Source organism: Ruegeria sp. BC5, assembly GCF_056539205.1.
The window spans coordinates 264,502-291,078 of sequence record NZ_JBQFUN010000001.1 but is presented as its reverse complement, the minus strand read 5'-3'; the positions used below and the strand labels follow the sequence as shown (position 1 = coordinate 291,078).

30 protein-coding genes are annotated in these 26,577 nt (G+C 58.8%); 14 read left to right on the top strand and 16 right to left on the bottom strand.

Annotation, left to right across the window (positions count from 1 at the left end):
- Window positions 1–21 precede the first annotated feature (21 nt).
- Entirely contained in the window at window positions 22–3,399 is a 3,378-nt protein-coding gene (locus ACR0LY_RS01525) for a YhdP family protein (protein WP_368040132.1), read from the bottom strand.
- A gap of 68 nt (window positions 3,400–3,467) precedes the next feature.
- On the opposite strand from ACR0LY_RS01525, the gene ACR0LY_RS01520 reads away from it, so the two are divergent.
- From ACR0LY_RS01520 to aqpZ, 6 genes are all read left to right on the top strand, one after another.
- Window positions 3,468–3,929 (top strand): peroxiredoxin, encoded by a 462-nt coding sequence (locus ACR0LY_RS01520; RefSeq protein WP_170349033.1) that lies wholly within the window; start codon window positions 3,468–3,470, stop codon window positions 3,927–3,929.
- Between the two features lie 61 nt (window positions 3,930–3,990).
- Entirely contained in the window at window positions 3,991–4,830 is an 840-nt protein-coding gene (locus ACR0LY_RS01515; protein ID WP_170349034.1) for a ferritin-like domain-containing protein, read from the top strand.
- A gap of 180 nt (window positions 4,831–5,010) precedes the next feature.
- Entirely contained in the window at window positions 5,011–6,336 is a 1,326-nt protein-coding gene (locus ACR0LY_RS01510; protein WP_170349035.1) for a DUF5930 domain-containing protein, read from the top strand.
- A complete protein-coding gene (locus ACR0LY_RS01505) occupies window positions 6,326–6,826 on the top strand; it encodes a bactofilin family protein (protein ID WP_170349036.1) in 501 nt (166 codons plus the stop codon). The genes ACR0LY_RS01510 and ACR0LY_RS01505 overlap by 11 nt, the downstream gene beginning before the upstream one ends.
- Window positions 6,827–6,923: 97 nt before the next feature.
- Entirely contained in the window at window positions 6,924–7,745 is an 822-nt protein-coding gene (locus ACR0LY_RS01500) for a M90 family metallopeptidase (protein ID WP_170349037.1), read from the top strand.
- 122 nt (window positions 7,746–7,867) lie between these two features.
- Window positions 7,868–8,554, top strand: coding sequence for an aquaporin Z (gene aqpZ, locus ACR0LY_RS01495; protein ID WP_170349038.1), 687 nt, complete (start codon window positions 7,868–7,870; stop codon window positions 8,552–8,554).
- Between the two features lie 40 nt (window positions 8,555–8,594).
- On the opposite strand, the gene ACR0LY_RS01490 is transcribed toward aqpZ, so the two are convergent.
- Window positions 8,595–9,143 carry a peptidylprolyl isomerase gene (locus ACR0LY_RS01490; protein ID WP_170349039.1) on the bottom strand — a complete coding sequence of 183 codons (549 nt, stop codon included), beginning with the start codon at window positions 9,141–9,143 and terminating at the stop codon, window positions 8,595–8,597.
- Complete coding sequence (locus ACR0LY_RS01485; protein WP_170349040.1) at window positions 9,136–9,642, bottom strand: peptidylprolyl isomerase; 507 nt, start codon at window positions 9,640–9,642, stop codon at window positions 9,136–9,138. The genes ACR0LY_RS01490 and ACR0LY_RS01485 overlap by 8 nt, the downstream gene beginning before the upstream one ends.
- 132 nt (window positions 9,643–9,774) lie before the next feature.
- Here ACR0LY_RS01485 and ACR0LY_RS01480 point away from each other — a divergent pair, with 132 nt between their 5' ends.
- The 7 genes from ACR0LY_RS01480 (at window position 9,775) to ACR0LY_RS01450 (ending at window position 16,067) form a co-directional block, all read left to right on the top strand.
- Window positions 9,775–10,971 (top strand): phosphoglycerate kinase, encoded by a 1,197-nt coding sequence (locus ACR0LY_RS01480; RefSeq protein ID WP_170349041.1) that lies wholly within the window; start codon window positions 9,775–9,777, stop codon window positions 10,969–10,971.
- A 64-nt stretch (window positions 10,972–11,035) separates the two neighbouring features.
- Window positions 11,036–11,380, top strand: a complete 345-nt coding sequence (locus tag ACR0LY_RS01475) for a lysozyme inhibitor LprI family protein (RefSeq protein ID WP_170349042.1) — start codon at window positions 11,036–11,038, stop codon at window positions 11,378–11,380.
- Between the two features lie 132 nt (window positions 11,381–11,512).
- On the top strand, window positions 11,513–11,812 hold the full coding sequence (locus tag ACR0LY_RS01470) for an FtsB family cell division protein (protein ID WP_170349043.1): 300 nt from the start codon (window positions 11,513–11,515) through the stop codon (window positions 11,810–11,812).
- Window positions 11,813–11,978: 166 nt separating this feature from the next.
- Window positions 11,979–12,968 (top strand): pyruvate dehydrogenase (acetyl-transferring) E1 component subunit alpha, encoded by a 990-nt coding sequence (gene pdhA / locus ACR0LY_RS01465; protein ID WP_170349044.1) that lies wholly within the window; start codon window positions 11,979–11,981, stop codon window positions 12,966–12,968.
- Window positions 12,969–12,983: 15 nt separating this feature from the next.
- Window positions 12,984–14,354, top strand: coding sequence for a pyruvate dehydrogenase complex E1 component subunit beta (locus ACR0LY_RS01460; protein WP_170349045.1), 1,371 nt, complete (start codon window positions 12,984–12,986; stop codon window positions 14,352–14,354).
- Window positions 14,355–14,368: 14 nt separating this feature from the next.
- Window positions 14,369–15,673 (top strand): pyruvate dehydrogenase complex dihydrolipoamide acetyltransferase, encoded by a 1,305-nt coding sequence (locus ACR0LY_RS01455; RefSeq protein ID WP_170349046.1) that lies wholly within the window; start codon window positions 14,369–14,371, stop codon window positions 15,671–15,673.
- 154 nt (window positions 15,674–15,827) lie between these two features.
- Window positions 15,828–16,067, top strand: a complete 240-nt coding sequence (locus ACR0LY_RS01450) for a hypothetical protein (RefSeq protein ID WP_170349047.1) — start codon at window positions 15,828–15,830, stop codon at window positions 16,065–16,067.
- A 7-nt stretch (window positions 16,068–16,074) separates the two neighbouring features.
- Here the strand turns inward: ACR0LY_RS01450 and cysE are convergent, their stop codons facing one another.
- Window positions 16,075–16,884, bottom strand: coding sequence for a serine O-acetyltransferase (gene cysE / locus ACR0LY_RS01445; protein WP_170349048.1), 810 nt, complete (start codon window positions 16,882–16,884; stop codon window positions 16,075–16,077).
- A gap of 84 nt (window positions 16,885–16,968) precedes the next feature.
- Here cysE and ACR0LY_RS01440 point away from each other — a divergent pair, with 84 nt between their 5' ends.
- Window positions 16,969–17,307, top strand: a complete 339-nt coding sequence (locus ACR0LY_RS01440) for a TraR/DksA family transcriptional regulator (protein WP_170349049.1) — start codon at window positions 16,969–16,971, stop codon at window positions 17,305–17,307.
- Here ACR0LY_RS01440 and ACR0LY_RS01435 read toward each other — a convergent pair.
- The 12 genes from ACR0LY_RS01435 to ACR0LY_RS01380 are packed head-to-tail and all read right to left on the bottom strand — an operon-like array spanning window position 17,288 to window position 26,492.
- Window positions 17,288–17,584, bottom strand: coding sequence for a DUF7742 family protein (locus ACR0LY_RS01435; protein ID WP_170349050.1), 297 nt, complete (start codon window positions 17,582–17,584; stop codon window positions 17,288–17,290). The genes ACR0LY_RS01440 and ACR0LY_RS01435 overlap by 20 nt on opposite strands.
- Before the next feature lie 8 nt (window positions 17,585–17,592).
- Complete coding sequence (locus ACR0LY_RS01430; protein ID WP_170349051.1) at window positions 17,593–21,555, bottom strand: baseplate multidomain protein megatron; 3,963 nt, start codon at window positions 21,553–21,555, stop codon at window positions 17,593–17,595.
- The gene (locus ACR0LY_RS01425; protein ID WP_170349052.1) at window positions 21,555–22,001 is read right to left on the bottom strand and encodes an NlpC/P60 family protein; all 447 of its coding nucleotides are present in this window, start codon (window positions 21,999–22,001) and stop codon (window positions 21,555–21,557) included. The genes ACR0LY_RS01430 and ACR0LY_RS01425 overlap by 1 nt, the downstream gene beginning before the upstream one ends.
- Window positions 21,998–22,885, bottom strand: coding sequence for a DUF2163 domain-containing protein (locus tag ACR0LY_RS01420; RefSeq protein ID WP_170349053.1), 888 nt, complete (start codon window positions 22,883–22,885; stop codon window positions 21,998–22,000). The genes ACR0LY_RS01425 and ACR0LY_RS01420 overlap by 4 nt, the downstream gene beginning before the upstream one ends.
- Complete coding sequence (locus ACR0LY_RS01415) at window positions 22,885–23,517, bottom strand: DUF2460 domain-containing protein (RefSeq protein WP_170349054.1); 633 nt, start codon at window positions 23,515–23,517, stop codon at window positions 22,885–22,887. The genes ACR0LY_RS01420 and ACR0LY_RS01415 overlap by 1 nt, the downstream gene beginning before the upstream one ends.
- A gap of 16 nt (window positions 23,518–23,533) precedes the next feature.
- A complete protein-coding gene (locus tag ACR0LY_RS01410) occupies window positions 23,534–24,196 on the bottom strand; it encodes a phage tail tape measure protein (RefSeq protein ID WP_170349055.1) in 663 nt (220 codons plus the stop codon).
- Window positions 24,183–24,392: a rcc01693 family protein gene (locus tag ACR0LY_RS01405; RefSeq protein ID WP_170349056.1), complete on the bottom strand. Its 210-nt coding sequence runs from the start codon at window positions 24,390–24,392 to the stop codon at window positions 24,183–24,185. The genes ACR0LY_RS01410 and ACR0LY_RS01405 overlap by 14 nt, the downstream gene beginning before the upstream one ends.
- Window positions 24,389–24,709: a gene transfer agent family protein gene (locus ACR0LY_RS01400; protein ID WP_170349057.1), complete on the bottom strand. Its 321-nt coding sequence runs from the start codon at window positions 24,707–24,709 to the stop codon at window positions 24,389–24,391. Before ACR0LY_RS01400 ends, ACR0LY_RS01405 begins: the two co-directional genes overlap by 4 nt.
- Before the next feature lie 4 nt (window positions 24,710–24,713).
- Window positions 24,714–25,127 (bottom strand): phage major tail protein, TP901-1 family, encoded by a 414-nt coding sequence (locus tag ACR0LY_RS01395; protein WP_058280596.1) that lies wholly within the window; start codon window positions 25,125–25,127, stop codon window positions 24,714–24,716.
- 20 nt (window positions 25,128–25,147) lie between these two features.
- A complete protein-coding gene (locus tag ACR0LY_RS01390; protein ID WP_170349058.1) occupies window positions 25,148–25,561 on the bottom strand; it encodes a DUF3168 domain-containing protein in 414 nt (137 codons plus the stop codon).
- A complete protein-coding gene (locus ACR0LY_RS01385; RefSeq protein WP_170349059.1) occupies window positions 25,558–25,896 on the bottom strand; it encodes a phage head closure protein in 339 nt (112 codons plus the stop codon). Before ACR0LY_RS01385 ends, ACR0LY_RS01390 begins: the two co-directional genes overlap by 4 nt.
- Window positions 25,893–26,492, bottom strand: a complete 600-nt coding sequence (locus ACR0LY_RS01380) for a head-tail connector protein (RefSeq protein WP_170349060.1) — start codon at window positions 26,490–26,492, stop codon at window positions 25,893–25,895. The genes ACR0LY_RS01385 and ACR0LY_RS01380 overlap by 4 nt, the downstream gene beginning before the upstream one ends.
- Between the last annotated feature and the right edge of the window lie 85 nt (window positions 26,493–26,577).

The window sequence follows — 26,577 nt, the reverse complement described above, 5'->3', positions numbered from 1 at the left end:
TACAGCGCCCCACTTCCCAATTCAACGGTCTGATGGTGGTGCCCCGAAAGTTCGTTTCGGCTCATCCGGTTTTATCGGCTGTGCATTTGGCCCATCGGACACCGTGGGTGCTGGAGCCCTCAGTAGGTTTCGCAGAAACAGTGGTGCCAGCCCAGACAACGGATTGACCGAGACTTTTGGGTCTCGCAACGGTCCGGTCAGGGTATAGTTGAAACCAATGACGCCCTCACCTTTCTTAGTGAAAACACTGCCAATCGCGTTCACCAGATAGATCGGAGAAATCGCGCCACGCAGGTTCAGCGTTCCGGCAACCGTGTTGATGGTGCCGTCAAAGGACAATCCCATCGACGGCCCGACCGCACTGCCGCTGAGAACTTTGACCTCGGTCGGGGTGATGCGCATCCGGCTTTCGATGGACGAGAAAAAGATGCCCTGCCCGGCCATTTCATTGACCAGACCAACAAGGCTGATAGCGTTCAGCAGCGCGGCCATGGCCGGGGCATCCTTGATGTATGTATTGGTAATTTTCGCGATCACGTCATAGTTGCCAGGCCCCGCAACCGGTTCCAGTTGCACGTTCAGCGACCCGCTTCGCGCCTGTGTGATCATGCCCGCAGACCGCAAAACTGCCCCGGCATCCCCCGAGGTTAACGTCACTGCGCTGCGACCTGCGCGCGGAGAGACCTGTCCACGCACGGGGGCACCCCCGTTTACGTTTGCGGTGAAAGAGCCGTTGACGCCACCGGTGGTTTGAAACGCGCCCTTGAAACCGGTCAGGGCTATGGTCTCGGTCACTTGCAGACGGTCCAACGTCACGTCCATCCGGGGTCCCGCGCCCGAGCCACCACCGCTGCTACTGCCAAAGGTCGCACGGCCCAGGTTCATCACACCGCCCAGCACCCGGATATCCGGTACTGCCCCACCTCGATTGATCAGTTCGGCCGGAACCGCCAGCCAATTGCCCAGATCAAACGAGCTGAACTGAACCCGGTCGAAATCACCATCGTTGAACGAGATCGACGCGGTGGTACGCAATCCGGCTGCATCCAGCTTAAGTTCATCCACACGCAGTTTGTCGCCCAGGGTGGCCTCAAGCGTCATCGCGCCTGTTGTGCCCGCTCCCTTGCGCCAGCCCAGTTCGGGAATAGCCAGCGCAACGCCTTTCAAATCGGACGATGCGGTCAGCTTAGGCGGCGTTCCTGCGCCAATTCCCAGCGCAATATCAGCCGTCCCCCGTCCCGTCAGCATCCCCTGCGGAAGCCCAGCATTCAGCTCTGTCATCAATCGTGGGGATAGTTCGATCTGACCTGTCATCTCGCTGCGCTGCGCTTCGGTACCACCGATTGGTTGTCGCCAGGCAGCTTGGATGGGAACGTCGCCAAACAAACCTTCGCCGGAAATTTCAACTCCGGTTTGGTTGCCTTCAAGCGCCAGCTGATCGGCGCTAACCGAAAAACCAGGAACCAGTTTGTCACTTTCTACATTGTCGATATCACCAAGAAAGTGGAATTCGGTGTCTTCGAATTTCAACCCCTTCTTCATTGGCAGCGACAATGTTCCGGCAAGATTTACAGTACCTTCGACCAGATCAACCGGCAGGTTCGCTTTGGTTAGCAAGCTGAGCGGCGGGCGATCAAGCAGCGACAACGCAGCGGTCGCACTCCCTTTGGCCGTGATCCGGGTAATCGACGGGGAAATCCCCTTGATCTCGGTATCGGGGATGATGAAGGACGTGCCCGTGGCATCAACTGCGCCCCCCTCATCCGCGATGACAACACCCGATTCAGCGGTGGCGGTGAAACGGTGATTGATCAGACTGGCCTGTCCCTGCGCATTCTCAAGCGGCGGCAGGGTCTTGGCGAACCGAATCTTTGCCTCGTCAAAACCGAAATCCAGATAGATATCTGGTTTGCTGTCTGGCCGCAGCCGCAAAGCAAAGTCAACGTCCGAGAACCGCCCTTCATACAAATTCTCTTGGACCCAAAGCCGTGGTTTTGACGCCAGGCGTTCAGGCCAGTAGTTCAACAGTTCATCCCCGTTCATGCTGTCCAGATGTGCATCCAGTTGCGCCGCCCAACCCTCGGGTTCGCCGATCAGCGTGCCAGAACCCAGCAACCGATAGTTGGCGTCTTCGACCATGATCTGACCCAACCGCAATTCGAACGGGGCCAATTTCATCTTCATATCAAGTTCGGCGCGTGCCAGGTTCAGCGATTCTGGAAACAGGTTGGCCGGGTTGATATTGATGTTGCTGAGGCTCAGCTGCGAGGTCAGGCTTTCCAACGCACCGTTTTCAATTCCACGCAGGAACGCCTTGCCCTCGGCATGAAACGCGCCCCATGCGGACACCACCGAAACTTCGTTGAAGTCCAGCTCCTGCCGCGTGGGGTTGTAGGTGAAGTAGGTTCTGGCGGACTCGAATGGAATGGGGCGCGTTTCCTGCGTAGGCTGCACCGCGCCTGCTCCAAGGTTTAGCGTTGCAAACAGCGGCCCCAACGCCGCCCTGTCGTCAATGCTGCCGCGCAACGCCCCAGAGATCGGTGCCTTGAGAACCTGCAACCACGACAGGGCAAGACTTTGGCTGGCGATGTCTTCGGCTGGCAGGTCGGTGATCGAAATGCCGAACCGTGCCTGTGGCGTACCCAGAACACTGGTATAGTTCGCCTCGATCGAGCTTGCATAGTCGCGCCCGGTCAGCACGGAAAACCCAGTGGCCAGATGCATCTCATCGCCGGTGCGGGTCACAGTGATATGCCCCCCGTCGAATACCCAAGCCCGCCCAAGACGCAGATCCTGATAATCCAGCGTCAGCGATTCCAAGTCGACCGAACGCAACCCGGACAGGATAGGCGACAGGAATACATCATCCGATTGCTCGATCAGTTGAGCCAGGTCCGGTGCTTGCTGCACAGGGGCGCTGCCCGAACCAACTGTCAGCGACAATGCTCCGTCCAGGCCCCGGGTCAGCGCGATCTGTGCATCGCGAAGGATGATGCGGCGCGGGCGGATTTGACCCCGTAAAAGCCCGCGCATCGACAATCGGGTGCGCAGGTCCGAAACCTGCGCAATCTGCTGCCCGGCTGCGTCGCTGATCGTCACGTCGCTCAGCTGCAGACGGGGACGCCATTCCTCATTCACGATAAAGTTGACGTCGCCAAACCGGATTTTCAGCCCTCCGAGGCTGTGTTCAAGGCGCTGTTCAACCTGCTTTCGCAACCATTCGGGTGCATGAAGATTCTGGCCGATCAGAAAAAACCAGCCCACAAAGACCAACAGCCCCAGCGACAGGACCGTCCAACCGGAAAAATGCGCGGCAATACGACGACGGGACCGGCGACGCCGGGGCTTTTTGGGCTGCGACGCACTTTTGTCTTCGTGCTGCACCAATTTTCTATCCACGTCTTCCAACCCGCCCGCGCCGCCCTATGATGTCTGGCAGCCCTTAAAAAACTTTAGCGGAGTTTCCAATGCCCGACGTTTCAGACATCGCCCCTGATTTCACTTTGCCCCGCGACGGAGGCGGCGAGGTCACATTGTCAGCCCTGCGCGGCGGCACCGTCGTTCTGTTCTTCTATCCTCGTGATGATACGCCGGGCTGCACCAAGGAATCCATCGGTTTCTCGGAACAACTTCAAGCCTTTGGTAACGCGGGCGCTCACGTTTTCGGCATCTCGCGGGACAGCGTCGCCAAGCACGACAAGTTTGTTGCCAAGCACAATCTGACCACTCCGCTGTTGTCGGATGAGGGCTCGTCGGTCTGCGAGGACTATGGCGTATGGGTTGAAAAGAATATGTACGGTAAGAAATCGATGGGCATTCAGCGCTCGACCTTCATCATCGATGCCGATGGCAAAATCGCCAAGATCTGGCGCAAGGTTAAAGTGCCCGGTCACGTGGATGAAGTGCTGGAAGCCGTACGGGCGATGTAACGCCCCTCGACCACGCGCGCCATCCGGTCTAAGAGCCGCGCGTGCAATCAAGCGGAGAAACATGGTGCCCAAAACGCTGACCCAGATGGCTACTGAGGTTCTGACAACGGCGGATGGTCGGGAAAAAACCGCCCTGTCCAAAAGTCATGCCGCCGCGTGGTTCGCATCGCGCAGCGGTGACGCGCCAGAGATCGAGATCGGCACCGCTACGCCGCCGCTGCAACCCGCACGCCCGGATCAACCTGAACTGCTTTCCCCGCGCGAGGTACCGAAACGGAAACCGGGTACAGAAGCGGGCCGTATCGCCCTGCTACACGCCGTCGCGCATATCGAGTTGAACGCCGTCGATCTGCATTGGGACATCATCGCCCGCTTTGGTCATGTACCTATGCCTGTCGGGTTTTATGACGACTGGGTTAAATGCGCCGAAGAGGAATCGCGTCATTTCGAGATGGTGTGCGATTGCCTTGAGGCCATGGATAGCAACTATGGCGCTCTGCCCGCCCATGCCGGGATGTGGCGCGCGGCCGAGGACACCGCCGAAGATTTGATGGGTCGATTAGCCGTGGTTCCCATGGTGCTTGAGGCACGCGGGCTGGACGTGACCCCCGGCATGATCGACATATTCCGCAAGGCCAAGGACGAAAAAGCTATTGCTGCGCTGGAAGTCATTTATGCCGAAGAGGTCGGGCATGTGGCTTATGGCTCAAAATGGTTTCATTTCCTGTGTGGGCGCGAGAATGCCGATCCCAAGGATGTGTTTCACCAATTGGTTCGCCGGTACTTTCACGGCGTGTTGAAGCCACCTTTCAACGAAGAAAAACGCGCCGAGGCCGGGTTGCCGCCTGATTTCTACTGGCCCCTGACCGAGGAGCTGCCCGCGCCCGGCTCGGCGCAATAAACGCGCGCAAATTGATGTTATCGGCAATTTCCCGCCGAGATTTAGCGGGAATAACGCGGTTTCATGTGTGAACTAGTTTACAAACTTGCCCAAATCCCGCGTGCCCTCTATGCACTTCGCCAAAGGGACGGCTATCACTCACGACCGGTCCCGAATCTTGGGGATGAGAGGTGAAGACGCGTGCGAACACGTCTGGCAATTAAGTTACACTCACTGCTCGAGCGGCATTTTCCCGAACGCCGAGTCTTTCTTAAATCTGACAACGACACGCGGTTTATCCGGCTCAGCTCGGAAACGCAGATTTTCGCCGTTGCTGGCGTTGCAGTATTCGTTGGCTGGACCGCCGTCGCCACGGCGATCCTGCTAATGGACAGCATCGGATCGGGTAATTTCCGCGAGCAAGCCAAGCGCGATCAGGCGACTTATCAAGACCGTCTGAACATCCTGTCGACGGAACGGGATGCCCGGGCGCAAGAAGCGCTGGCCGCGCAAGACCGGTTCAACGCGGCGCTGGAACAGATCTCGGCGATGCAATCGGAGCTGCTGGCGTCGGAAAACCGCCGCCGCGAGCTTGAGACCGGGATCGAGGTCATCCAGACCACCCTGCGCGCCACGATGAAACAGCGCGAAGAGGCCCGCACTGAGCTAGCCAGCATGCAGGTCGAGACCGATGACGGCGACATTTATATGACCGCCGCAGGCGACCCGGAACAAATGAATTTCATGACCGACGCTCTGGTCCGGACGGCACAAGAGCGCGACCAAATCGCCGCCGATGCAAAGGATGCTCTGGCACAGCGCGACGATCTTGAGTTGGAAATCCGTTTGATGCAGGAACGCAGCGACGAGATTTTCCGCCAGCTGGAAGAGGCGATGATTATCTCGGTTGAGCCTCTGGACAAAATGTTCCGCCAGGCCGGTATGCCCACCGACCGTATTATCGAAGAAGTCCGCCGCGGCTATAGCGGTATGGGTGGCCCCCTCACCCCCATCTCATTCAGCACGCGCGGAGAGGACCTGACCCCCGACGAAATCCGCGCGAATGTGTTGCTGCAACAGATGGACCAGCTGAACCTGTACCGCATTGCCGCCGAAAAAGCCCCCTTTGCCAGCCCGGTGCATGATGTGGTGCGCTTTACCAGCGGCTTTGGCACGCGACGGGATCCAAAAACCGGGGGGCGGCGCATGCACAATGGGGCGGATTTTGCCGGTGCCTACGGAACCGACATCTTTGCCACCGCCGACGGAATCGTCACCCATGCGGGCTGGCAATCCGGGTTCGGCAGGCTGGTGAAAATCAAGCACGCGTTCGGGGTTGAGACTCTTTACGCTCATAATACCAAGATCCGGGTCAAGGTTGGCCAAAGGGTCTCGCGCGGGGATCATATTGCTGATATGGGTAGCACTGGACGGTCTACCGGCACGCATCTGCACTATGAGGTTCGCGTCGACGGTGTGCCAAGAAATCCAATGACTTACATTAAGGCTGCGAGAAATGTTTTCTAAGAGCAAAATCAACGAGCCCGCATCCGACGCCCCCGAGACAGCAAAACCTGCTGCTCCGGCGACACCGGCTGCCCCTGCACCGGCGGAAACCAAGGCCAGCACCGCGCCCAAGCCCAAACCTCCGGCATCGGTTCTGTCCTCGGATCTGCACATCACAGGCAATCTGAAAACCACGGGCGACATCCAGGTCGAAGGCACAGTAGAAGGCGACATCCGCGCGCACCTGCTGACCATCGGCGAAACCGCGACCATCAAGGGCGAAGTCACCGCTGATGACGTCGTGATCAACGGCCGCATCGTGGGCCGCGTGCGTGGCCTGAAGGTGCGCCTGACCTCGTCCGCCCGTGTCGAAGGCGACATCATTCACAAGACCATCGCCATCGAAAGCGGCGCGCATTTCGAAGGTTCAGTGCAGCGTCAGGACGACCCGCTGAATCCTGGCCGCAGCGGCAAGTCGGGCGCCAACCCGGCGGCCGAGGTCAAGCAGTAACACTGCCCCTAAATATGAATAAGCAAACGCCGCGGGTCAGCCTGCGGCGTTTTTCTTTTGTCCTTGCCGGTTGCTGTGGTCGGTATAGGGTTCTGACATGTTGATCTTTTTCTCTATCCTTCTGTTGATTGCGGGCTTCTTTCTGTACCGCCACTGGTCAAAGTCCCAAGCGCGGCAGGCCCTGCTGGCCACGCCCTTGACCGACCACCAGCGCAGGCTGATCGAGCAGCAAGTACCACTGATCCGCCGCCTTCCCGCCGATCTGCGGTCCAAGCTGGACGGCAAGGTGAACCTTTTTCTGGACCAGGTGGAGTTCCACGGCTGCGACGGGCTGGAGGTCACCGAAGAGATGGAGCTGGCCATTGCTGCGCAAGCCAGCCTTTTGTTGGTTAACAGCGACCTCTGGTACGATCACCTGACAACCATCCTGATCTATCCTAGCGCCTTCAAATCACGTCAGCGCCGGCAGGATGGCTATGTCGTCAGCGAGAAAGAGATCGTACGCACCGGCGAAAGCTGGGATCGCGGGCCGGTCATTTTATCCTGGTCACACAGCAAGCAAGGCGCCGCGAATGATCACGATGGGCAGAACGTCGTCCTGCACGAGTTTGCGCATCAGGTCGATGACCTGTCTGGGGGCACCAACGGCGTTCCGATTCTGAGCGACGGTCAGAGCTTTGCGGAGTGGGAACGTGTTTTCCTGACAGCCTATGACGCCCATGTTCGCGCAGTCGAGCATAGCCAACATACGGTTATCGATCCCTATGGTGCTGTGGGTCACGAAGAGTTCTTTGCCGTGTCGGTCGAGGTGTTTTTTGAACAACCCCGGCAGCTCAAGGCCGCTGTTCCCGATGTTTATAAACAGCTGTCAAAGCTGTTTCGGCTGGATCCAGCCAGTTGGGACAACGCAAAGAAATGAAGCCAACAGGGACGTGAAAAGTCATCCCTGAACACAGTTGGAGAATTTTCTCCTTATCCTGACATTTCACAAATTGTGATTTTTGAATTACGCTTAAACCAGTGTTTTCAGGAGGGATTTTCATGGCACCTAAACTCATGGCCGAGTTCTTCGGCACATTCTGGCTGGTACTGGGCGGGTGCGGCAGCGCCGTTCTGGCGGCTGGCGTTGCTGACGTAGGCATCGGCTGGTTGGGCGTTTCCATTGCCTTCGGCCTGACGGTTCTGACTATGGCATACGCGGTTGGACATATCTCGGGCGGGCATTTCAACCCGGCGGTTAGCCTTGGCTTGATGATCGGAGGCAGGTTCCCGGCGCAAGAACTGATCCCCTATTGGATCGCGCAGGTGATCGGCGCCATTGCTGCTGCGGCCGTTTTGTACCTGATCGTCAGCGGCGCACCAGGGTTCGAAGGTGTTGGCGGGTTCGCCTCGAACGGGTACGGCGAAGCGTCACCCGAAGGTTATTCAATGATGTCCGCATTGGTGATTGAGATCGTGATGACCGCGTTCTTCATTGTGGTCATACTGGGCGCAACATCCAACTTTGCACCTGACGGGTTCGCTCCGATCGCGATTGGCCTTTGCCTGACCCTGATCCACCTGATTTCGATTCCGGTGACCAACACCTCGGTCAACCCGGCGCGTTCTACCGGCGTGGCCCTGTTTGCTGATGGCCCGGCGCTGGCGCAGCTCTGGCTGTTCTGGGTCGCCCCACTTATCGGCGCAGCCATCGGGGCGCTGATTTGGCAAATGATGGGTGATGACTGAGACAAAAAAGCCCCGATGCCGATGCGCATCGGGGCTTTTTTTATTCGGTGACGGTGACTTTTTTCATCACGTCCGGTTGACCGGTCACTGCGCCGTTCGGGCCTTCGCCGCGCTTGATCGCGTCCACCACGTCCATGCCGTCAGTGACCTGACCGACAACTGTGTATTGGCCGTTCAGAAACGGACCCGGTTCGAACATGATGAAGAACTGCGAATTCGCGCTGTCTGGATCCTGCGCTCGCGCCATGCCGACGACACCGCGGTCATAGTTGAAATCCGAGAACTCGGCAGGCAAATCGGGGCGATCAGATCCACCGGTTCCGGCACGACGCATGTCGCCACCGATACGGCCGAATTCAACATCACCGGTCTGCGCCATGAAACCGTCGATGACACGGTGGAACACCACGCCGTCATACTTGCCCTCAGAGGCCAGAGCACTGATCTGCTCGACATGTTTGGGGGCGATGTCATCAAATAGGTCAACGGTGACGGTGCCGTTGGCGCCCTCACCTTCGATCTCGATCTGCAGGCCCGTGGCCAGCGCAGGGCTGGCCAGCAGGGCAAAAGCGGCGGCCAGCTTATACATCAGACGCAACCTTGACGCTGATCATGCGGTCGGGGCTTGCAGGCGGCTCGCCACGCACGATGGCATCTACATGCTCCATCCCGTCGATGACGCGGCCGTAAACGGTGTACTGGCCATTCAGGAAGTGGTTGTCTTTGAAGTTGATGAAGAACTGCGAGTTGGCCGAGTCCGGGTTTTGCGAACGGGCCGCACCCAAGGTGCCACGGTCATGTGGCAGCTTCGAGAATTCTGCAGGGACGTTCGGCAAAGACGAGCCGCCAGTACCCGCCATACGCAGGTTGAACCCGTCTTCCATATCGCCGTGCTGCACGTCGCCGGTTTGCGCCATGAAACCGTCGATCACACGGTGGAAGGCCACGTTGTCATACTCACCACCACGCGCCAGTTCCTTCATCCGGGCGCTGTGCTGCGGGGCAACATCCGGCAGCAGCTCGATGACGACATTGCCGTCTTTCAGTTCCATGATGATCGTGTTTTCGGGATCCTTGATCTCGGCCATGAGGCCCTCCTGTCGTTTATCTTGCGCAAATACCTATGCGCCACGCGCGTGAATGCCAAGTGACGCATTGACCTGAAGGCAAAATGCAGGAAAAGAACCGCCTGAATCTGTTGTAATGGCAAGGATAGAGCGATGGGCTGGAAAACTCTGGACGATATGGACCTGAACGGCAAACGCGTGCTGGTGCGCGTCGATATCAACGTGCCGGTCGTTGACGGGGTTGTGACCGATGCGACCCGTATTCAGCGTATCGTCCCGACCGTTCGCGATATCCTCGCAGCCGGGGGCAAGCCTATCCTGCTGGCCCATTTCGGTCGCCCTGGTGGCGAGCGGCGCGAGAACCTGTCGCTCAAACAATTGATCCCCACGCTTGAAGCCGCCTTTGGCACCGAAGTTCTATTCGCCGCCGATTGCGTCGGCACCGAGGCTGATCTGGCCACCAAAGCCTTGAAGCCCGGTCAGGTGCTGCTGCTGGAGAATACCCGCTTTCACGCCGCTGAAACCAAGAACGACGCCGATCTGGCCGCCGGCATGGCCAAGCTGGGCGACATCTATTGCAACGACGCCTTCTCGGCTGCTCACCGCGCCCACAGCTCGACCGAGGCCATCGCGCGGTTGCTGCCCGCCTGTGCCGGTCGCCTAATGCAGGCCGAGCTGGAAGCGCTGGAAGGCGCACTGGGTGCGCCCAAGCGCCCTGTGACAGCGGTTGTTGGGGGGGCAAAGGTATCAACCAAGCTAGAGCTGCTGGGCAACTTGATCGACAAGGTTGATTACCTGGTGATCGGTGGCGGTATGGCGAATACGTTTTTGGTCGCTCAGGGAGTTAGCGTTGGCAAATCATTGGCGGAAACAGCGATGAAGGACACCGCAGCCGAGATCTTGACCAAGGCTGAAACCTCGGGCTGTAAGATCGTACTGCCTTCGGACGTTGTGGTCGCCGAGAAATTCGAGGCAAATGCCCCACATCAGGTGTTGCCAGCCGATCAATGCACCGAAGACGGAATGATCCTGGACGCTGGTCCTGAAAGCGTAACGACCATTACGGACATATTTGGTCAGAGCCAGACCCTGATCTGGAACGGTCCGCTGGGCGCGTTCGAGATCGAACCCTTTGACACCGCCACCAATGCAGCGGCCCTAAAAGCGGCGGCGCTGACACGGTCGGGACAGCTGGTTTCGGTCGCTGGCGGCGGTGACACAGTCGCGGCGCTGAATGCATCCGGTGCGGCCAAGGATTTCTCGTATATCTCGACCGCTGGCGGCGCGTTCCTGGAATGGATGGAAGGTAAAACCCTGCCCGGCGTCGCCGCCTTGGAAGGTCAGGCGTAAGGTCAAAATTGGTCGCATTTCGGGCCTCATGGTAGTCTCTCCTTGTTGAATCGGAGATTTTGTCATGAGGTTCATAGTCTGCCTGGTCACCATATTGATACCTGCCTACTCTGCGGCACAATCCAGCTGCGAAGGGCAAACGCAACTCGACGCCAATTTCTGCGCCAAGGAAAAGTGGGAAATCGCTGATCGCGAACTGAACCGTATCTGGGCTGAGGTCAAACCAATGGCCGATGCACGCGGAAACGGTCAGGCCCTATTGGACGAACAGCGCGCCTGGCTGAAAGCGCGCGACGCAGCCTGCGACCCGGAACTGGATAGTGACGGCAGCGCGGCGCCAATGTTCTATTGGGATTGCATGGAACAACAAACCCTGACGCGCAATCAGATCTTAAAGTCTGCGCGCTGAGAAACTTAATCCGACCATTCGCGAAAAAGTGCGAATCAAGGGATTCACAAGCCGAATCACCTGTGACATAGTGCGAACAGATGCCCGCAAAGGGCACATTTTTGAGGCAGACTTCATACGGCGGTAAACAGAGTGTCCCGTTCCCATCGGCCCGGTTTGGGCGCAGTTGTATTCTTCATGGTGGCTTTCATGCTGGGTGTGTATTTCACCTTCGCCGCCGTGCAGGGCGACTATGGCCTATTCAGACGGGTCGAGATCGCAGCGGAACGGGACGCCCTGTCACAAGACCTGGCCAAGCTTAAGGCCGAGATCGCCGAGATGGATAACCTGACCCGCCGTTTGTCCGACACTTATTTGGACCTCGATCTGCTGGATCAGCAGGCCCGCTCGGTTCTTGGCATGATCCGTTCGGACGAAATTGTCATCCGCTAAGCCGGACCGACATTTTTCTTGGAAATTCAACTTTACCCGAGGGTTCCCCCGGCCTGAAGCCGCGCGAAATGACGATGCGTCATATTTACTCTCGCCAGATTGCCGGAAATGCTTTATGAGATAGTTTAACGCTAAACTATCTGTCCGGAAGGGGGAGATCGCCACGATGGCTGCGCGAAAAACCACAAAGAAACCAAATGTTTCTGCGGAAGAGCTTAAAACCTACTACCGCGAAATGCTTTTGATCCGCCGATTCGAAGAAAAAGCAGGTCAGCTTTACGGCATGGGCCTGATTGGCGGGTTCTGCCACCTGTATATCGGGCAGGAAGCTGTCGTTGTGGGCCTTGAGGCCGCAGCCAAGGAAGGTGACAAGCGCATCACCTCATACCGCGACCACGGCCACATGCTGGCCTGTGGGATGGAGCCGGGTGGTGTGATGGCCGAACTGACCGGGCGCGAAGGCGGGTTGTCCAAAGGTAAGGGCGGCTCGATGCACATGTTCTCGAAAGAGAAGCACTTCTACGGCGGCCACGGTATCGTTGGCGCGCAGGTGCCATTGGGTGCAGGTCTGGCTTTTGCCGACAAGTACAAGGGAAACGGCGGCGTGACCTTCACCTATTTCGGTGATGGCGCAGCGAACCAGGGTCAAGTCTATGAGACCTTCAACATGGCCGCGCTGTGGGAACTGCCGGTGGTGTTCGTGATCGAGAACAACCAGTACGCCATGGGCACCGCTCAGGCGCGTTCGACGTCTTCCGCTGACATCTACCACCGAGGTCAAGCCTTTGGGATACCGGGCGAAATGGTCGACGGCATGGATGTTCTGGCGGTTAAAGCCGCAGGTGAAAAAGCCGTCGCGCACTGCCGCGCAGGCAAAGGCCCCTACATTCTGGAAATCAAGACCTATCGCTATCGGGGCCACTCGATGTCCGACCCGGCCAAGTACCGCACCCGCGAAGAGGTTCAGAAGGTTCGTGAACAAAGCGACCCGATCGAACATGTGCGCGAGCTGTTGCTGACCGGCAAACACGCGACCGAGGAGGATCTGAAGGCGATCGACAAAGAGATCAAAGAGATCGTCAACCAGGCCGCCGAATTCTCGAAAGAAAGCCCCGAGCCGTCGCTGGATGAGCTCTGGACAGATATCTACGCCTGAGAGGACGATTAAGACATGGCAACCGAAATTCTCATGCCCGCACTCTCGCCCACGATGGAAGAGGGCACATTGGCCAAATGGCTGGTCAAGGAAGGCGATACCGTTTCTTCCGGCGACATCATGGCCGAAATTGAAACCGACAAGGCGACAATGGAATTCGAAGCGGTCGATGAAGGCATCGTCGGCAAGATCCTGATCGCGGAAGGCACCGAAGGGGTTAAGGTTAACACCCCAATCGCGGTTCTGGTCGAGGAAGGCGAAGACGCCTCGGCCCTGCCCGCGGCTGCGCCTGCAGCCACAGCGGTGGCCGAGGCCGCCCCGGCGGCGGTTGAGGCCCCCGCTCCATCCACGGCGCCGGCAGCACCAGTTGTTGATCTGTCGCCCGATTGGCCTGCCGACGCCGAGATGAAATCTGAAACGGTCCGCGAAGCCCTGCGCGACGCCATGGCGGAAGAGATGCGCCGCGACGAAGATGTCTACCTGATGGGCGAAGAGGTCGCCGAATATCAGGGCGCTTACAAGATTTCCCAAGGCTTGCTGGACGAATTCGGGTCCAAGCGCGTGATCGACACCCCAATCACCGAGCATGGCTTCGCCGGTATCGCGGTTGGCTCTGCCTTTGGCGGGTTGAAACCGATTGTCGAGTTCATGACTTTCAACTTCGCCATGCAGGCGATGGACCAGATCATCAACTCGGCCGCCAAGACGCTCTATATGTCAGGCGGCCAGATGGGCTGCCCCATCGTGTTCCGTGGCCCTAACGGTGCCGCTGCCCGCGTGGCCGCACAGCACTCTCAGGACTATGCCGCATGGTACATGCAGGTCCCCGGCCTGAAGGTAGTGATGCCCTATTCTGCAGCCGATGCCAAAGGCCTGCTGAAATCAGCGATCCGCGATCCCAACCCTGTGGTCTTCCTGGAAAACGAAATCCTCTATGGCCGCTCCTTCGATATGCCACAGGTCGATGACCTGGCCATCCCTTTGGGCAAAGCCCGTATCTGGCGCGAAGGCTCGGACGTGACCATCGCCAGCTTTGGCATCGGCATGCAGTTCGCGTTGGAAGCAGCCGACAAGCTGGCCGAGGAAGGCATCAACGCCGAAGTGATCGACTTGCGCACCATCCGCCCCATGGATACCGGCGCGATCATCAACTCAGTGATGAAAACCAACCGCCTGGTGACCGTAGAAGAAGGCTGGCCGCAAGGTTCGGTCGGCAGCTACATCTCGTCCGTAGTGATGCAGGAGGCGTTCGATTACCTCGACGCGCCCATCATTAATTGCACCGGTAAGGATGTGCCAATGCCCTACGCCGCCAACCTTGAAAAGTTGGCTCTGATCACCACCGATGAGGTGATCGCCGCTGTCAAACAAGTGACTTACCGGTAAGGAGCGACAGATAGATGCCCACAGAAATTCTGATGCCCGCCCTGTCACCGACGATGGAAGAAGGCACGCTTGCTAAATGGCTGGTCAAGGAAGGCGATACCGTCTCGTCCGGTGACCTGCTGGCCGAGATCGAAACCGACAAGGCCACGATGGAGTTCGAAGCCGTCGACGAAGGCACCATCGGCAAGATCCTGATCCCCGAAGGCACCGAAGGGGTCAAGGTCAACACCGCCATCGCAGTTCTGCTGGAAGATGGCGAAAGCGCCGATGATATCGCGTCCACGCCCATCGCCGCACCTGCGGCTGCCCCCGCAGCCGCCGCGGGCAACGAGGCCGCCGCGCAAGCGGTGTCCGAGGCGCCCGCCCCTGCCCCAGCTGCTCCGGCCAAGGCGGATGGCGGTCGTATCTTTGCATCTCCGCTGGCCCGCCGGATTGCGGCACAAAAAGGTCTGGACCTGACGCAAATCGCAGGGTCCGGTCCGCATGGCCGTATCGTCAAGGCAGATGTCGAAAGCGCCACGGCTGCTCCGGCCACTGCTGCCGCTTCGGCCCCTGCTACGGCACCCGCACCCGCTGCGGCACCGGCTGGTCCCTCGGCAGATGCCGTGGCCCGCATGTACGAAGGGCGAGAGTATGAAGAGGTCAAGCTGGACGGTATGCGCAAGACCATCGCCGCGCGCCTGTCCGAGGCCAAACAAACCATCCCGCATTTCTACTTGCGCCGCGACATCAAGCTCGACGCGCTGCTCAAGTTCCGCGGCCAGTTGAACAAACAGCTGGAAGGCCGAGGCATAAAGCTGAGTGTAAACGACTTCATCATCAAGGCCGTCGCCAACGCCCTGCAGCAAGTACCGCAATGTAATGCCGTCTGGGCCGAAGACCGGGTTCTGCAACTGAAACCTTCGGATGTGGCCGTTGCGGTTGCTATTGAGGGGGGCCTGTTCACTCCGGTCCTGCAGGATGCCGACACCAAATCCCTGTCGGCCCTGTCGACCGAGATGAAAGACCTTGCGGGTCGCGCCCGTGAACGCAAACTGGCACCGCACGAGTATCAGGGCGGCACATTTGCCATCTCGAACCTGGGTATGTTCGGCATCGACAATTTCGACGCCATTGTGAACCCGCCTCACGCCGGCATTCTGGCTGTGGGCTCGGGCGTCAAGAAACCGGTTGTCGGCGACGATGGCGAACTTACCGTTGCCACAGTCATGTCGGTCACCATGTCGGTGGATCACCGGGTCATTGATGGCGCGTTGGGTGCGGAATTGCTGCAAGCCATCGTCGATAACCTTGAAAACCCCATGGTTATGCTGGCGTAAAGCCTTTTGAACACAGGCCACGCCGGATCATTCCTTGGCGTGGCCTACCAAATCACTGCCATGTTGTGAGCAGTCGTGATCGCTGCGATAGTTGCTCAGACACACGCAACAGACCACCTTGATTGCATTTATAGTTCTGATGCAAAGGTGCCCCATGACCCTCGTGAACTCGGCCAAGTGCTTTCTGGTGGTTTCATTGTTGGCGACGTCGCTGCCCGTTGCTGCGATCGCAAAGCCCAACGGCTATCCGGGCGAGAACTCGACCTATAACCCGGATCCCGCTGAAGTCGCCAAGCGCAAAGCTGAGCGCGCCAAACGTATCGAAGCACGCAAAAAGCGCCGCGAGGAAAAGCGGCTCGAGCGGTTGAACAGAAAGAAAAACCGCTCGAACTAAGGTTGAATTACTGGTCTTTGCCCAGCATATGATCCATCGAAATCGAGGGCTGGTCGCAACCGGCCTCTCCGACGATCTTTGCAGGAATGCCTGCCACGGTCTTACAGGCGGGGACCTCTTGAAGAACCACAGACCCCGCTGCGATGCGGCTGCAATGGCCGACCACAATGTTGCCCAGAACCTTGGCCCCGGCCCCGATCAGCACACCGTTACCGATGGTCGGGTGGCGCTGCTCTTCTTCCTTGCCTGTGCCACCCAGTGTCACGGAATGCAGCATCGAGACATTGTCACCGACAATAGCGGTTTCACCAATGACAATCGAATGAGCGTGGTCGATCATGATGCCTTTGCCGATTTTCGCAGCCGGGTGAATGTCGATCCCGAAAATCTCGGACGAGCGCATCTGGAAGAAATACGCCAGATCGTGGCGCCCTTTTTTCCACAGCCAATGCGCCACGCGATAAGCCTGCATCGCTTGGTAGCCTTTGAAATAAAGGATCGGCTGCAACAATCGGTGGCATGCCGGATCACGTTCATAGACTGCCATCAGGTCCGCACGGGCCGCTTCAAGCAGCGAAGCGTCATCCGCATAGGCTTCATCCACGATTTCACGCAGCACCATCATCGACATTTCGTTCGAACACAGCTTGGCCGACACCCGGTATGAGAGGGCCCGCTCAAGGCTTCGGTGGTGCAGGATGCAAGCGTGAACCAGACCACCCATCAATGGTTCGCTTTCGACCGCTGCATGAGCTTCGGTCGTGATACGATCCCAAACCGGGTCGACCGGAGTAACCTGACTGCGCTTTTCCAACATGGCTTTTGATCCTTTGCTGCGCCTAGAATGCCATTTAGTGGGAAAAACGCCAAACGCAAACCCGTGATCGGCAGAGTAACGAAAATGAATGAAACAGATTTGGCAGACTATGAAGCGAAAATTCAGGCAAGATTGGCTGAACTTTCAGAACATTCCGCGGCGGAAAAGCAGGCTCAGGCCATTGTTGAGCTTGATCAGCAGGCCGTCGGCCGCCTTAGCAGAATGGATGCCCTGCAGAATCAGGCGATGGCCAAGGCACAACAGGCCAATCGGGATATCGAAACGCACCGGTTACAAGCCGCCCTGGACCGCATACATGACGGAGAATTCGGGTATTGCGAAGATTGCGGCGATGAGATTCCTGGCGGTCGATTGAATCTGAACCTTGCCGCCACGAAATGCGTCAGTTGTGCGTCCGGCTGATCTGAAACCGGATCAGATGCTGCAAAACCAGTTCGAAACAGCGACAATATTGCACATCATCAAATCCGGGTTCATCCGCCAGCCGCCTGTTTCGCGCGGCTGCCATCAAAGATCCATTCCCGAACAATGGATGAAGATTACCCGTCTGGCCGACATATTGGTCGGCCAGCGCTGCTTCTTGGATGAGACGTGTACAAAGGCGGTCGCGATCCTGCGGTAGCGCGGCCAGCAAGGCCCGCGCCGCCGCTGCGACATCTCCATGCAGGATAGGGCGCATTCAGTGGATCACCCGACTGTCACTTGGGCGAATAGTCCCGGCCCGTAGCTGGCTGAAACCTGTGCAATGTGGACTTCATAAGGCCCGTTGATCCCATCGTCTGCTTTCATTGCTGACGTGTAGGTCCAGTTTGGAACGCTCACGATCTGTTCCCGTACCAGGGTCCCGTTGGTTCGTATTTGCAGAAGGTAGGATTCGCTTTCCTCGGCCAGCGGAACCTCGATCCCCGCCCAATCGTCCCCATCCAGCCGGGTTCGACGTATCCACGAGAGTTGATCACCTGCGGCTGTTCCCATCGCCTTCAGATGCACCGGTGTGTATGGGCGCAACCCGTTGCCATCGAACGCCTCGACAAGATGTACATAGGACGGGTCATCATACCCGCGCGTTGCCGGACCAATGCGGTAGTGCTTGCTCACACGCCGCTCGGACCGCAACAAGCCGGTTTGGTAAATACGCTGATCCAACAGGACGAACATCGACCCATCGGGCCAGACATCGGGAATGATCGCATCCGTCCCAAGCTGACCGCGCAAGCGACCGGACAATGTATAGATGCCCGTTTCTTGCAGCGTGGCGTCGGCGAATTGGAACAGCTCCCAATTGCCGGGTGTTCCATCCCCGATCGCGGCCAGATTGGCCCCGTTCAGCAACGCATCCCGAGGACGCGATTCCAGCAGGCCATCAACCAGATTGACGCGCAGCGGCGTTCCTTCATCCCAGACACCGGCGCTTGCCCGTCTCAGCGGGGTTTCGGTTAATCCAATTATCGCTTGCCCCGAGATCACCTCTTGCAGAGCATAGTCTTCGTCGCTGGCCGCCGAATAGACGGCAACACTGCCGGGCCATGGGTTGGCCGAAGTAGCAAGGTATGGGGCATGCGGTGCCTCTGAGCCGGTCAGCAGCGGCAAATCCATGAACACAGGCAAAACAGGAACCGGTGCCACAAAGGGTTTGATCGACACTTGATCGTCAGGCAGATCAGATGGCGCATAGACGCCGGGTTCGATGCGCACTGCCTCGGCCAGTTGCAGATCGGCCTGCTCTAGCCGGTCGATGCGATAGCGCGCACTCTGCCCGTCTTTGGTCAAGCTCACGACGTCGCCCGCCCCCAGATGCAACATCGACGGCGGCAGTGCAAAGCGCGCTGTCTCGCGTGAGACCCGCGCCTCGCTTAGCCAGCGTTCAGCGGTTTGGCGGCCTTCGGCGCGTGTCAGCGATAGAGGCATCTCGTTCACGGCCACCGAATGCGTTCGAGTGTCCGGCAAGATGGCCTCTTCAGACACTACATCATGATCGGCGTCCGATTGTACAAAGCGCAACCGAACGCGGCCTGTCATTTCGGCCTCGGCTTCTCTGCGATATTCCACGCGGCCTTCGATATCAGAGCTGTCTGCCAGATCGTCTGTATCCAATCCGACCACTTTCAGACCGTCGCGCATCTGAAACAGCAGCACACCATCCCGTTCAATCGCATCAAACCCATAACGCAGCATCAAGGGCTGCAATGCCGCGCGCGCGCTGGAGACATCTTGAACCAGATAGCCCCGTACGACGCCCTCCAGACGCGATACGTCGATATCCTTTACTCCGGCACCGTAGCAGATTTCAGTGACCACGGAGGCCAGAGTCCGCGTGCCTGACCGTCCATTCAACCAATGACCTCGGGGATAGTTCGCCCCGTCGCTCCACTGGCTTCGCAGGTTCGGAAACGTTGGAAACGGACGCGCATCCCATGCCCAAACATAGGCGTTCGCCATATCAACCATGTGACCATCATATTGATCCGAAAGCGGGTTGATTGCCGGATCAGACCAGTAGCCATACATCGCTTTCAAGTACTGCACCTGCATGAAATCATCGCGCCGACCGGAAGAGTATTTCGGCAAGCTGGATTCCGAGGATTTCGGGTCAAGAAACTTGTTCGGCTGATTGGTTCCTTTGTCGATGGCCGCGCAACCCAGTTCCGTAAACCAGATAGGTTTTGAGCCAGGCACCCAATCGGTCGGGTTCGATTGACGTACACCGCCAATGCGTTCGTGATGCCGGTTCGACCACCAATTGCGAAGGTCTTTGTAACGCCAGACCCATGCCTCATCATGCTCCTCATCCGTGATCGGCGTTCTTATCTGGGCTTCGGCCTCTTCCGACGAGGCATAATACCAGTCATAGCCTTCTCCGCCTTCGATATTGCCTCGAAGGTAGTCGAGGTCATAGATCGCGTCTGTGCCGGCTTTCAGATCCACGTGATCCTCACCATCCCGCCAATCCGACAGGGGCATGTAATTGTCGATGCCGACGAAATCGATGTTTTCATCTGCCCACAGTGGATCAAGGTGAAAATAACGGTCCCCGGTTCCATCATTCGGCTGATAGCCGAAATACTCGCTCCAATCCGATGCGTACCCGATTTTTGTGCCTGGTCCCAAGATTTCGCGCACTTCGGCGGCCAAGGCTTGCATTTGGGAAACGGCTGGAAAGCCGGTCAGACCTCGGATTTGGGTCAGCCCGCGCATTTCGGAACCGATGCAAAAAGACTCCACCCCTCCAGCAGCTTTACACAATGCCGCATAATGCAGAATGAAGCGGCGCAAACCCCATTCCTGAGGGCCGCTATAGGTCACTTCGCCATCGCCAACGGCAAAGTCACTGGCGCGTGCGTGTCCAAAGAACGCGGCCACCTGCGCGTCGGCCGTTGCCGTTTTATCCGGTGATCCTTTTCTACCGGGCGCGGTGCTAAGCGTGATGCGCCCCCGCCAAGGCAAATGCGGCTGGTTGGCGGCATCCGACCACGGGTCTGGCAAACCGTTGCCTTGCAATTGATCCATCAGGATAAACGGATAAAACATAACCCGTTTGCTAATACTTTTCATATGCCGGATTGCCTGAACTACGGATTGATCCGCAGGGGTTGCGCCATAGACGGGGCGGTCATTTTCGCACCGGACAGCTTGGGCGGTCTGTCGGGTCACACCTGCCACGCGCCAGGGCATGTTCTTGCCTTCGATGTCTTTGCGCAAAACCTTGGGCTGAATTTGACATTGCCCGCACCGCAAGTCATCGCCAAACCACGACACGATCAAAGAGGCCGCCTCGCAGGAAGGCAACTCACGTTGCAGCGCCCGGGTCGAGGTCACCAGGTCCGGCCTCCCCGAGGCAGAGTTGACATTCGCCGCCCAGCTTTGCCCACGCCCTTTTGTGTAATTGATCTGTTCGCTGGCCAGCGCATATTCACCGGTGCCCGGCATCAGGGCAACGCCCCGGATGGTCTTGAACAGGGCATCCGGCGTATCCGGCAATCCCGGCTGTTCCTGACGTACGACTTCGAATGAAAATTGCGGCACCCTGTTTCCAAACGGCGCCAGTTGCAAACCTTCAATCACAACATAAGCCGTGCCACGATAGGCCGGAACGTTGCCCGCGCCCTCAATGGCTTCGATCAGAGGGTCCGGCAATTGATGGTCGTTCCCCCGATAGATACGCATGTTCAGGGTTGAGAGCTCCAGCTCCTCTCCATCAGCCCAAATGCGCGGGACGTCCGAAATTTGCCCCGCCCCTACCGCAATGGCCAGAGAAATCGAATAGCTGTAGCTGTGCGTGGTTGTTGTGACCTCGGGCGATTTCGGAGATCCCTTGCCACCTCCGCCACCCTGCGAGGTTGTGCTTGTGCTTTTGGTTTCTAGAAAATCCGACGCCCAGATAACCTGACCACCCACCCGCATACGCCCGAAAACCGTAGCGACCGGAGAACCCTCTCCGGATTCGGTCAGGCGGAAACGGTCCAAGCGCCCGGTCTCGACCACTTCGCTGCCGCCGCCCATGACCGACTGGCTCATTAACTGCTGGTCGATGACCCGGCCCAGCGTTGCCCCAATGGCACGGCCGATCACCGCGGTCGACAGCCCCGCAACGGTGCCGCCAATCGCTCCGCCGACCGCGGCTCCTGCTGCAGACAGAATTATTGTAGCCATCACACATCCTCCAGCGGGAATTCAAAACAGGCGACCACCCGGCGGCGCCAGGGATCACTCAGCGTGCTTTCGACGACGCCATAGCCGGAATAGGCGTGAATAAACCGCAGCGCGGGTGCGGTTTCGCTGACGATACCAACATGCTTGGCAACACGCCCATCGCGCATACGGAACAACAAAACATCGCCCGCCTTCGCAGAACTGGGGTTCTTTTCAATCAGGTGACGGCGGGCCGCTGCCCACATGCGCTCTTCGCCCTGCGGCTCAGACCAGTCCATGCTATAGCTCGGCACCGTTTCGGGTTCGTGCCCCAGCAGCGCGCGCCACACACCACGCAAAAGGCCCAGACAATCCGTACCCACCCCTTTGACCGAAGCCTGATGCACGTAAGGCGTTCCCAACCAACCGCGCGCCTCGTCGACAATATCCTGCCTATGGCCGCTCATCGTCTGCTTCCCCCAGTGTTGGGATTGCCTTGCTTGGGCACCGCCATTACCCAGTCTTCACCGGGCAGGTCAGGAAACCCCTGAAAGTTGATGATGTTATTAAATTTTTTCCGGCAGGTGTGCATACTTTTGTTGCACCCTGCTGTCAGCTTTACCCGGTCCCCGACGGCCAGGCCGCCGCTGATCCCGGACCAAAGCGTAACATTGCGCCCACCCACGATCCGGTCGTCCTGTTTGATTGCGGCCCACAACCCGGTTGCCCGCCCGGACAAAACATCCAATCTGCCCCGCCTGAACCAGGCTTCATTCGGTGCTTCTGCCCCTTTCAATTGCAGGACAGTGCCGGCAATTAAAGCGACCACTTCAGCCTCGGCCTGATACTCTGGCGCGCCGAGATTGAACTTGCAATCACCGTCCCCCAGAACTGCCGTACAAGGTTTCTGGTAAACCCTGCCCATCGGTCGGTTGAGCAGGTCGGTCAAACCACGCAATTCGGCGTGAAATGCACCACCTGCGCGGCGCATCTCACCGATCGAGCCTTTGAATTGCAGAAAACGCTGTTCAGGCCTGGCCCAGTTGACCAGCCACGCCCGGACCTGAGCATTGTCGAACCGACCGGCTTCGATGTCTTCTTCTGTGACCGCGGCATCGGACAAGGCCCCCATGGCCTCAGAGTTGTCGACGGACAGTCCGGTGGCTTGTTCGATAGCCGTAGCCGTCAGGCCCGTGCTGGCCTTGAAGGTCATCCCGTCAAAGCTCAGTACCATGTCATGATCGGTGAAACCGTATTCCTGCCCGTCCTCACGCCGGATCGCCCAGCATCGGCAGGTTGTGGTCAACCCTGTTTGCAGATGGGTGTGCAGCCCCTGCTTATCGCCGCTCATCAAACACGTACCTCGACCACTGGAACGTTGGGTACGTCGCCCGCTTGAAAACTAGCGACACTGGTCTGAATCTTGTCGGTGTCAAAACGAACCGGGACGTCAAACTCAAACCCGGCGGTGACTTCCACCTCTTCAGGCGGCGGCGCTGTAAACGTGATCAGACCGCTGTTTAGATCCACTTCAAAATCTACGCCTTCGCGCATTTGATCCTGTTCCAAACCGATCCGCACGGTACCCAAAACCGGTTTGACGATTGGGCGGATATAGCTGAACCCGCCCGAGCTGTAGGTTTTGACCAGCTGAAACTTGGTGCTTGTACCGTCACCACGAGCAATGACCTGATCATCCATTGCCACGTCTGCTGTCGCAGCCCCGGACTTGTAATCCGACCAGTCTTTCCAACGAAAACCGAACATCTGCCCCTGACGGGCTTCGAAAAACGAAACCAGCGTCTCGATATCGTCCAATGATCGCATCCCCAGCCCGGCGTCATAGCGGCGACGGGAATGCGCCCAGGGCGTGTTGCGTTCTTCGAACCCGTTGGCCAGCGTCACGATATCTGTGCGCCGCTCGGGGCCGCCGACCGAACCAAAGCTCAGGCTGGCGGGAAATCTTACCTCGTGGAAATTCATGAGCTGCTCCCTCGTGTTACCTGTTGCGATTGCCGCGACCCAAGGCGCGGCTCATCTGAGCGGCGATCTGACCCTGACTGCGTCTGAACCCCTGCACGTCCGGCGTTGTGATATTCATCACCACGTTCACTGCGCGCCCTCCGCCGGATGTCCGCACGCCCAACTTGCCATCTGGCCCGCGCGCCAGAGGCATGATCGCCTCGGGGCCGGCCTCGCCCATCAGTCCGGTGCCGCCCCGCATCGGAAATGTCGTTGGGCCGCTGACCACACCGCCATTGGCAAAGGGCATCACCCGGCCCTGCGAAAAGCTGCCGCCATTGGCAAAGGGCAAAATTCCCTGCACCAGACCACCAACCGTATTGGCCAGCATACCGCCAAAGTGATCGGTCACAGGCTTGATCGCCGCCGAATAGGCCGTGCGGATCATCGAGTTCTTCAGCACATCCAGCGCATCTGACAGGTTCATGCCGTCCAGCACCACGCCGTCAAATGCCTTGCGCAAACCGCCGGACATACCGCGCTCCAACGTGGCGACGTCCTTGCCGGTTTCTTCAAAGGCTGCGCTGATCCGCTTCATCTGATTGTCGAATGCCGCAGCCATCGACGCCGCATCCCCCAAAGAGTCGCCCAGCGCCTCACCCCGTTCCTGCAGGTCATCCAACCCGTCACGATCCGTCATCACGCTCTCCTTGTTGCTTGTCCGGATAGGCCGCCAGCAAAGCGTCCAACCCCGCCCGGTTCATCGCTGGCATCCCGGCCCCTTGCCCCAACATCAGTCGCAATTCAGCCGGTGTCAGACGCCAGAACTGATCCGGCGTCAGGCGCAGGCCGACGAAACCGGCCCGCATAAGGGCGGGCCAGTCGAACCCGCTCATGCGTCACCCGGTACCATGAAGGCCCGTGCCAGCAGTTCAGCCGCAGCCTTGGCGCCAGCCATCGGCCCGCCATCGATCTCAGCCCGCAGCAGATCCGATCGGGCGACTTCGGCGCCCCCGCCTCGCAGCCCGGCCACGATCAATGCCAGCACATCACCGCTGGAATAGGCCCCACCTTCGAAGCGCTGCACCAGTTCCACCAAAGACCCGGTGCCCAGCTGTTGTTCCAATTCCGCCAAAGCACCCAGCGTCAGCTTGAGCACCCGCCGTTCTCCATCGATGGTCAATGCCACCTCGCCCGTCCACGGATTGGCCATAGGATTACAGTGCCGTGAAGGCCAAAGCGCCGGCGCTGGCCAGGCTCATCTCATAAGTCGCCTCGCCATTGTGCGACCCCGCATATTCGATGCCGGTGACTTGAAACGCGCCTTCAACGATGCCGAAATCGGGAATGATCACCTGAAAGTTCGGTGTCTCACCGTCAAAAAACAGCTGTCGTGCGCGTTCGTCGGTGCCTGCATCCTTGAATACGCCCGAACCCGAGATCGCAGCGGACTTCACCCCGGCCCCCGACAACAGCTCGCGCCAACCGCCCTGACTTTCCAGGCTGGTGACATCCACACTTTCCGCGTTGAAACTGACCCGCGTGGCCCGCAGCCCCGCGATGGTCTCGAACAGGCCCGAGCCGTTCATATCCACTTTGACCAACAGGTCTTTTCCGTTCTGGGCAGCCATATGTTCTCTCCGTTGATTGCTTAGTCGTCTTCCACGCGGGCGCGGAATCTCAGGTCGATCTGGCGGATGGCACCGCCGGTTCCCGTGCGGCGGGCCGAGGCGCGTTCGAACCACAGCCCCACCAGTCGCCCGCGATCCAGGGTCAGTGCTGCACCCTCAAGCGCATCGCACACCGCCCCCGCAAGGGCCTTGGCTGCGCCAAACCCGGCGGCCTCGGACATCACCGACACCGTGAACCGATGCAGGGCACCAGCGCCCGATCGGTCCGAGGCATCCCGCACCTCTTCCGGGCCCAGCGTCACATAAGTCTGGGGCACCGCCCCTGCCGGCACCGCGTCATAGATCGCTCCGCCCGACAGCGTGATGACCTGCGTATCGCCTGAAAGCTGCTGATACACCGCCGCTTGCAAAGCCGCTGAAACGCCATAGCTCATGCCGCCACCTCTTCGTCCGCGAAACAGGTCAAGTACTGGCCACGCGGATCACGCTCGGCGACCGCGCGAATAACAAAACGCCGTATGCCTTCGGCAAAACGCTGGTCCGGCGACGGGCGCATCAATGACCCCTCGGGCGCACCCCGCACAACGATGCGGTAACTCACGCGCGAAACTGGCACCCCGGCCACCTGACGCTCGGACCCGCTGCGTGCAGTGACTTCAGCCCAAACCGTGCCCAACGAGGCCCATGTTTCGATGTACCCACCTGCGCCGTCGGCAGTTCGGACTGGCGCTTCGAGAACCAGCTTTCGGTTCAATCGCGGCGCCTTCATTGCGTCACCCCTGCGCCAAAGCGCACGACGCGATAGCGTTGGATCAGGCTGGTTACGCCAAAGGGCATACAACCGGCACCCAAAGCAGTCTCGTCGCGGTATTCGTAGTAATGCGCGGCCAGCAACAAAACTGCCTGACCCAGATCAGCAGGTAGCCCACCCCAATCTGCCGACATCCCTGCAGCAAAGGTGATTTTCACCGAGCCGCCTGTCGCAATGTTCGGCAACATTGCGCCCTTTGGGCGCAGCCTAGGGCGCTGGCTGTCCTGTTCCAGCCGATAGGCATCGGGCGCGATTGTGCTTTCCAAACCCGCCGCATCGCGGATTGTCACCGCGCCCACAGTCACCACCGGGGTTACCGGCAACACCTCGCCTGCAGCATCGCGCCATTCGCTCAGGCTCCAATAAAATTCGCGTTCAATCAGCACCTTGCCGGTGCGCGCCTCGATCGCAGCGATCGCCGCCCGCAAAAAGCCCTTCAACACCTCGTCCTGCACATTGTCCTCGGCAAAGCCCGTGCCCAGCCGCAGATGCGCCTTGAACTGATCCACCGGCAGCGCCGCATCCGCGATGGCGGTTTCTTCGATCAACATCATCCATTCACTCCGCAATCTCGGCCCCCTCCGGGGGTCGTCACTTCAGGAATTTGACGGGCACGCGCCGCCCCACGTTGCTCGGACG

Bases quoted from the DNA above. Each gene is read 5' to 3' on its own strand.
- ACR0LY_RS01520 (WP_170349033.1), top strand. From the start codon at position 3,468: ATGCCCGACGTTTCAGACATCGCCCCTGATTTCACTTTGCCCCGCGAC.
- ACR0LY_RS01515 (WP_170349034.1), top strand. From the start codon at position 3,991: ATGGTGCCCAAAACGCTGACCCAGATGGCTACTGAGGTTCTGACAACG.
- ACR0LY_RS01505 (WP_170349036.1), top strand. From the start codon at position 6,326: ATGTTTTCTAAGAGCAAAATCAACGAGCCCGCATCCGACGCCCCCGAG.
- ACR0LY_RS01500 (WP_170349037.1), top strand. From the start codon at position 6,924: ATGTTGATCTTTTTCTCTATCCTTCTGTTGATTGCGGGCTTCTTTCTG.
- aqpZ (WP_170349038.1), top strand. From the start codon at position 7,868: ATGGCACCTAAACTCATGGCCGAGTTCTTCGGCACATTCTGGCTGGTA.
- ACR0LY_RS01490 (WP_170349039.1), bottom strand. From the start codon at position 9,143: ATGTATAAGCTGGCCGCCGCTTTTGCCCTGCTGGCCAGCCCTGCGCTG.
- ACR0LY_RS01485 (WP_170349040.1), bottom strand. From the start codon at position 9,642: ATGGCCGAGATCAAGGATCCCGAAAACACGATCATCATGGAACTGAAA.
- ACR0LY_RS01480 (WP_170349041.1), top strand. From the start codon at position 9,775: ATGGGCTGGAAAACTCTGGACGATATGGACCTGAACGGCAAACGCGTG.
- ACR0LY_RS01475 (WP_170349042.1), top strand. From the start codon at position 11,036: ATGAGGTTCATAGTCTGCCTGGTCACCATATTGATACCTGCCTACTCT.
- pdhA (WP_170349044.1), top strand. From the start codon at position 11,979: ATGGCTGCGCGAAAAACCACAAAGAAACCAAATGTTTCTGCGGAAGAG.
- ACR0LY_RS01460 (WP_170349045.1), top strand. From the start codon at position 12,984: ATGGCAACCGAAATTCTCATGCCCGCACTCTCGCCCACGATGGAAGAG.
- ACR0LY_RS01455 (WP_170349046.1), top strand. From the start codon at position 14,369: ATGCCCACAGAAATTCTGATGCCCGCCCTGTCACCGACGATGGAAGAA.
- ACR0LY_RS01450 (WP_170349047.1), top strand. From the start codon at position 15,828: ATGACCCTCGTGAACTCGGCCAAGTGCTTTCTGGTGGTTTCATTGTTG.
- cysE (WP_170349048.1), bottom strand. From the start codon at position 16,884: ATGTTGGAAAAGCGCAGTCAGGTTACTCCGGTCGACCCGGTTTGGGAT.
- ACR0LY_RS01440 (WP_170349049.1), top strand. From the start codon at position 16,969: ATGAATGAAACAGATTTGGCAGACTATGAAGCGAAAATTCAGGCAAGA.
- ACR0LY_RS01435 (WP_170349050.1), bottom strand. From the start codon at position 17,584: ATGCGCCCTATCCTGCATGGAGATGTCGCAGCGGCGGCGCGGGCCTTG.
- ACR0LY_RS01430 (WP_170349051.1), bottom strand. From the start codon at position 21,555: ATGGCTACAATAATTCTGTCTGCAGCAGGAGCCGCGGTCGGCGGAGCG.
- ACR0LY_RS01425 (WP_170349052.1), bottom strand. From the start codon at position 22,001: ATGAGCGGCCATAGGCAGGATATTGTCGACGAGGCGCGCGGTTGGTTG.
- ACR0LY_RS01420 (WP_170349053.1), bottom strand. From the start codon at position 22,885: ATGAGCGGCGATAAGCAGGGGCTGCACACCCATCTGCAAACAGGGTTG.
- ACR0LY_RS01415 (WP_170349054.1), bottom strand. From the start codon at position 23,517: ATGAATTTCCACGAGGTAAGATTTCCCGCCAGCCTGAGCTTTGGTTCG.
- ACR0LY_RS01410 (WP_170349055.1), bottom strand. From the start codon at position 24,196: ATGACGGATCGTGACGGGTTGGATGACCTGCAGGAACGGGGTGAGGCG.
- ACR0LY_RS01405 (WP_170349056.1), bottom strand. From the start codon at position 24,392: ATGAGCGGGTTCGACTGGCCCGCCCTTATGCGGGCCGGTTTCGTCGGC.
- ACR0LY_RS01400 (WP_170349057.1), bottom strand. From the start codon at position 24,709: ATGGCCAATCCGTGGACGGGCGAGGTGGCATTGACCATCGATGGAGAA.
- ACR0LY_RS01395 (WP_058280596.1), bottom strand. From the start codon at position 25,127: ATGGCTGCCCAGAACGGAAAAGACCTGTTGGTCAAAGTGGATATGAAC.
- ACR0LY_RS01390 (WP_170349058.1), bottom strand. From the start codon at position 25,561: ATGAGCTATGGCGTTTCAGCGGCTTTGCAAGCGGCGGTGTATCAGCAG.
- ACR0LY_RS01385 (WP_170349059.1), bottom strand. From the start codon at position 25,896: ATGAAGGCGCCGCGATTGAACCGAAAGCTGGTTCTCGAAGCGCCAGTC.
- ACR0LY_RS01380 (WP_170349060.1), bottom strand. From the start codon at position 26,492: ATGATGTTGATCGAAGAAACCGCCATCGCGGATGCGGCGCTGCCGGTG.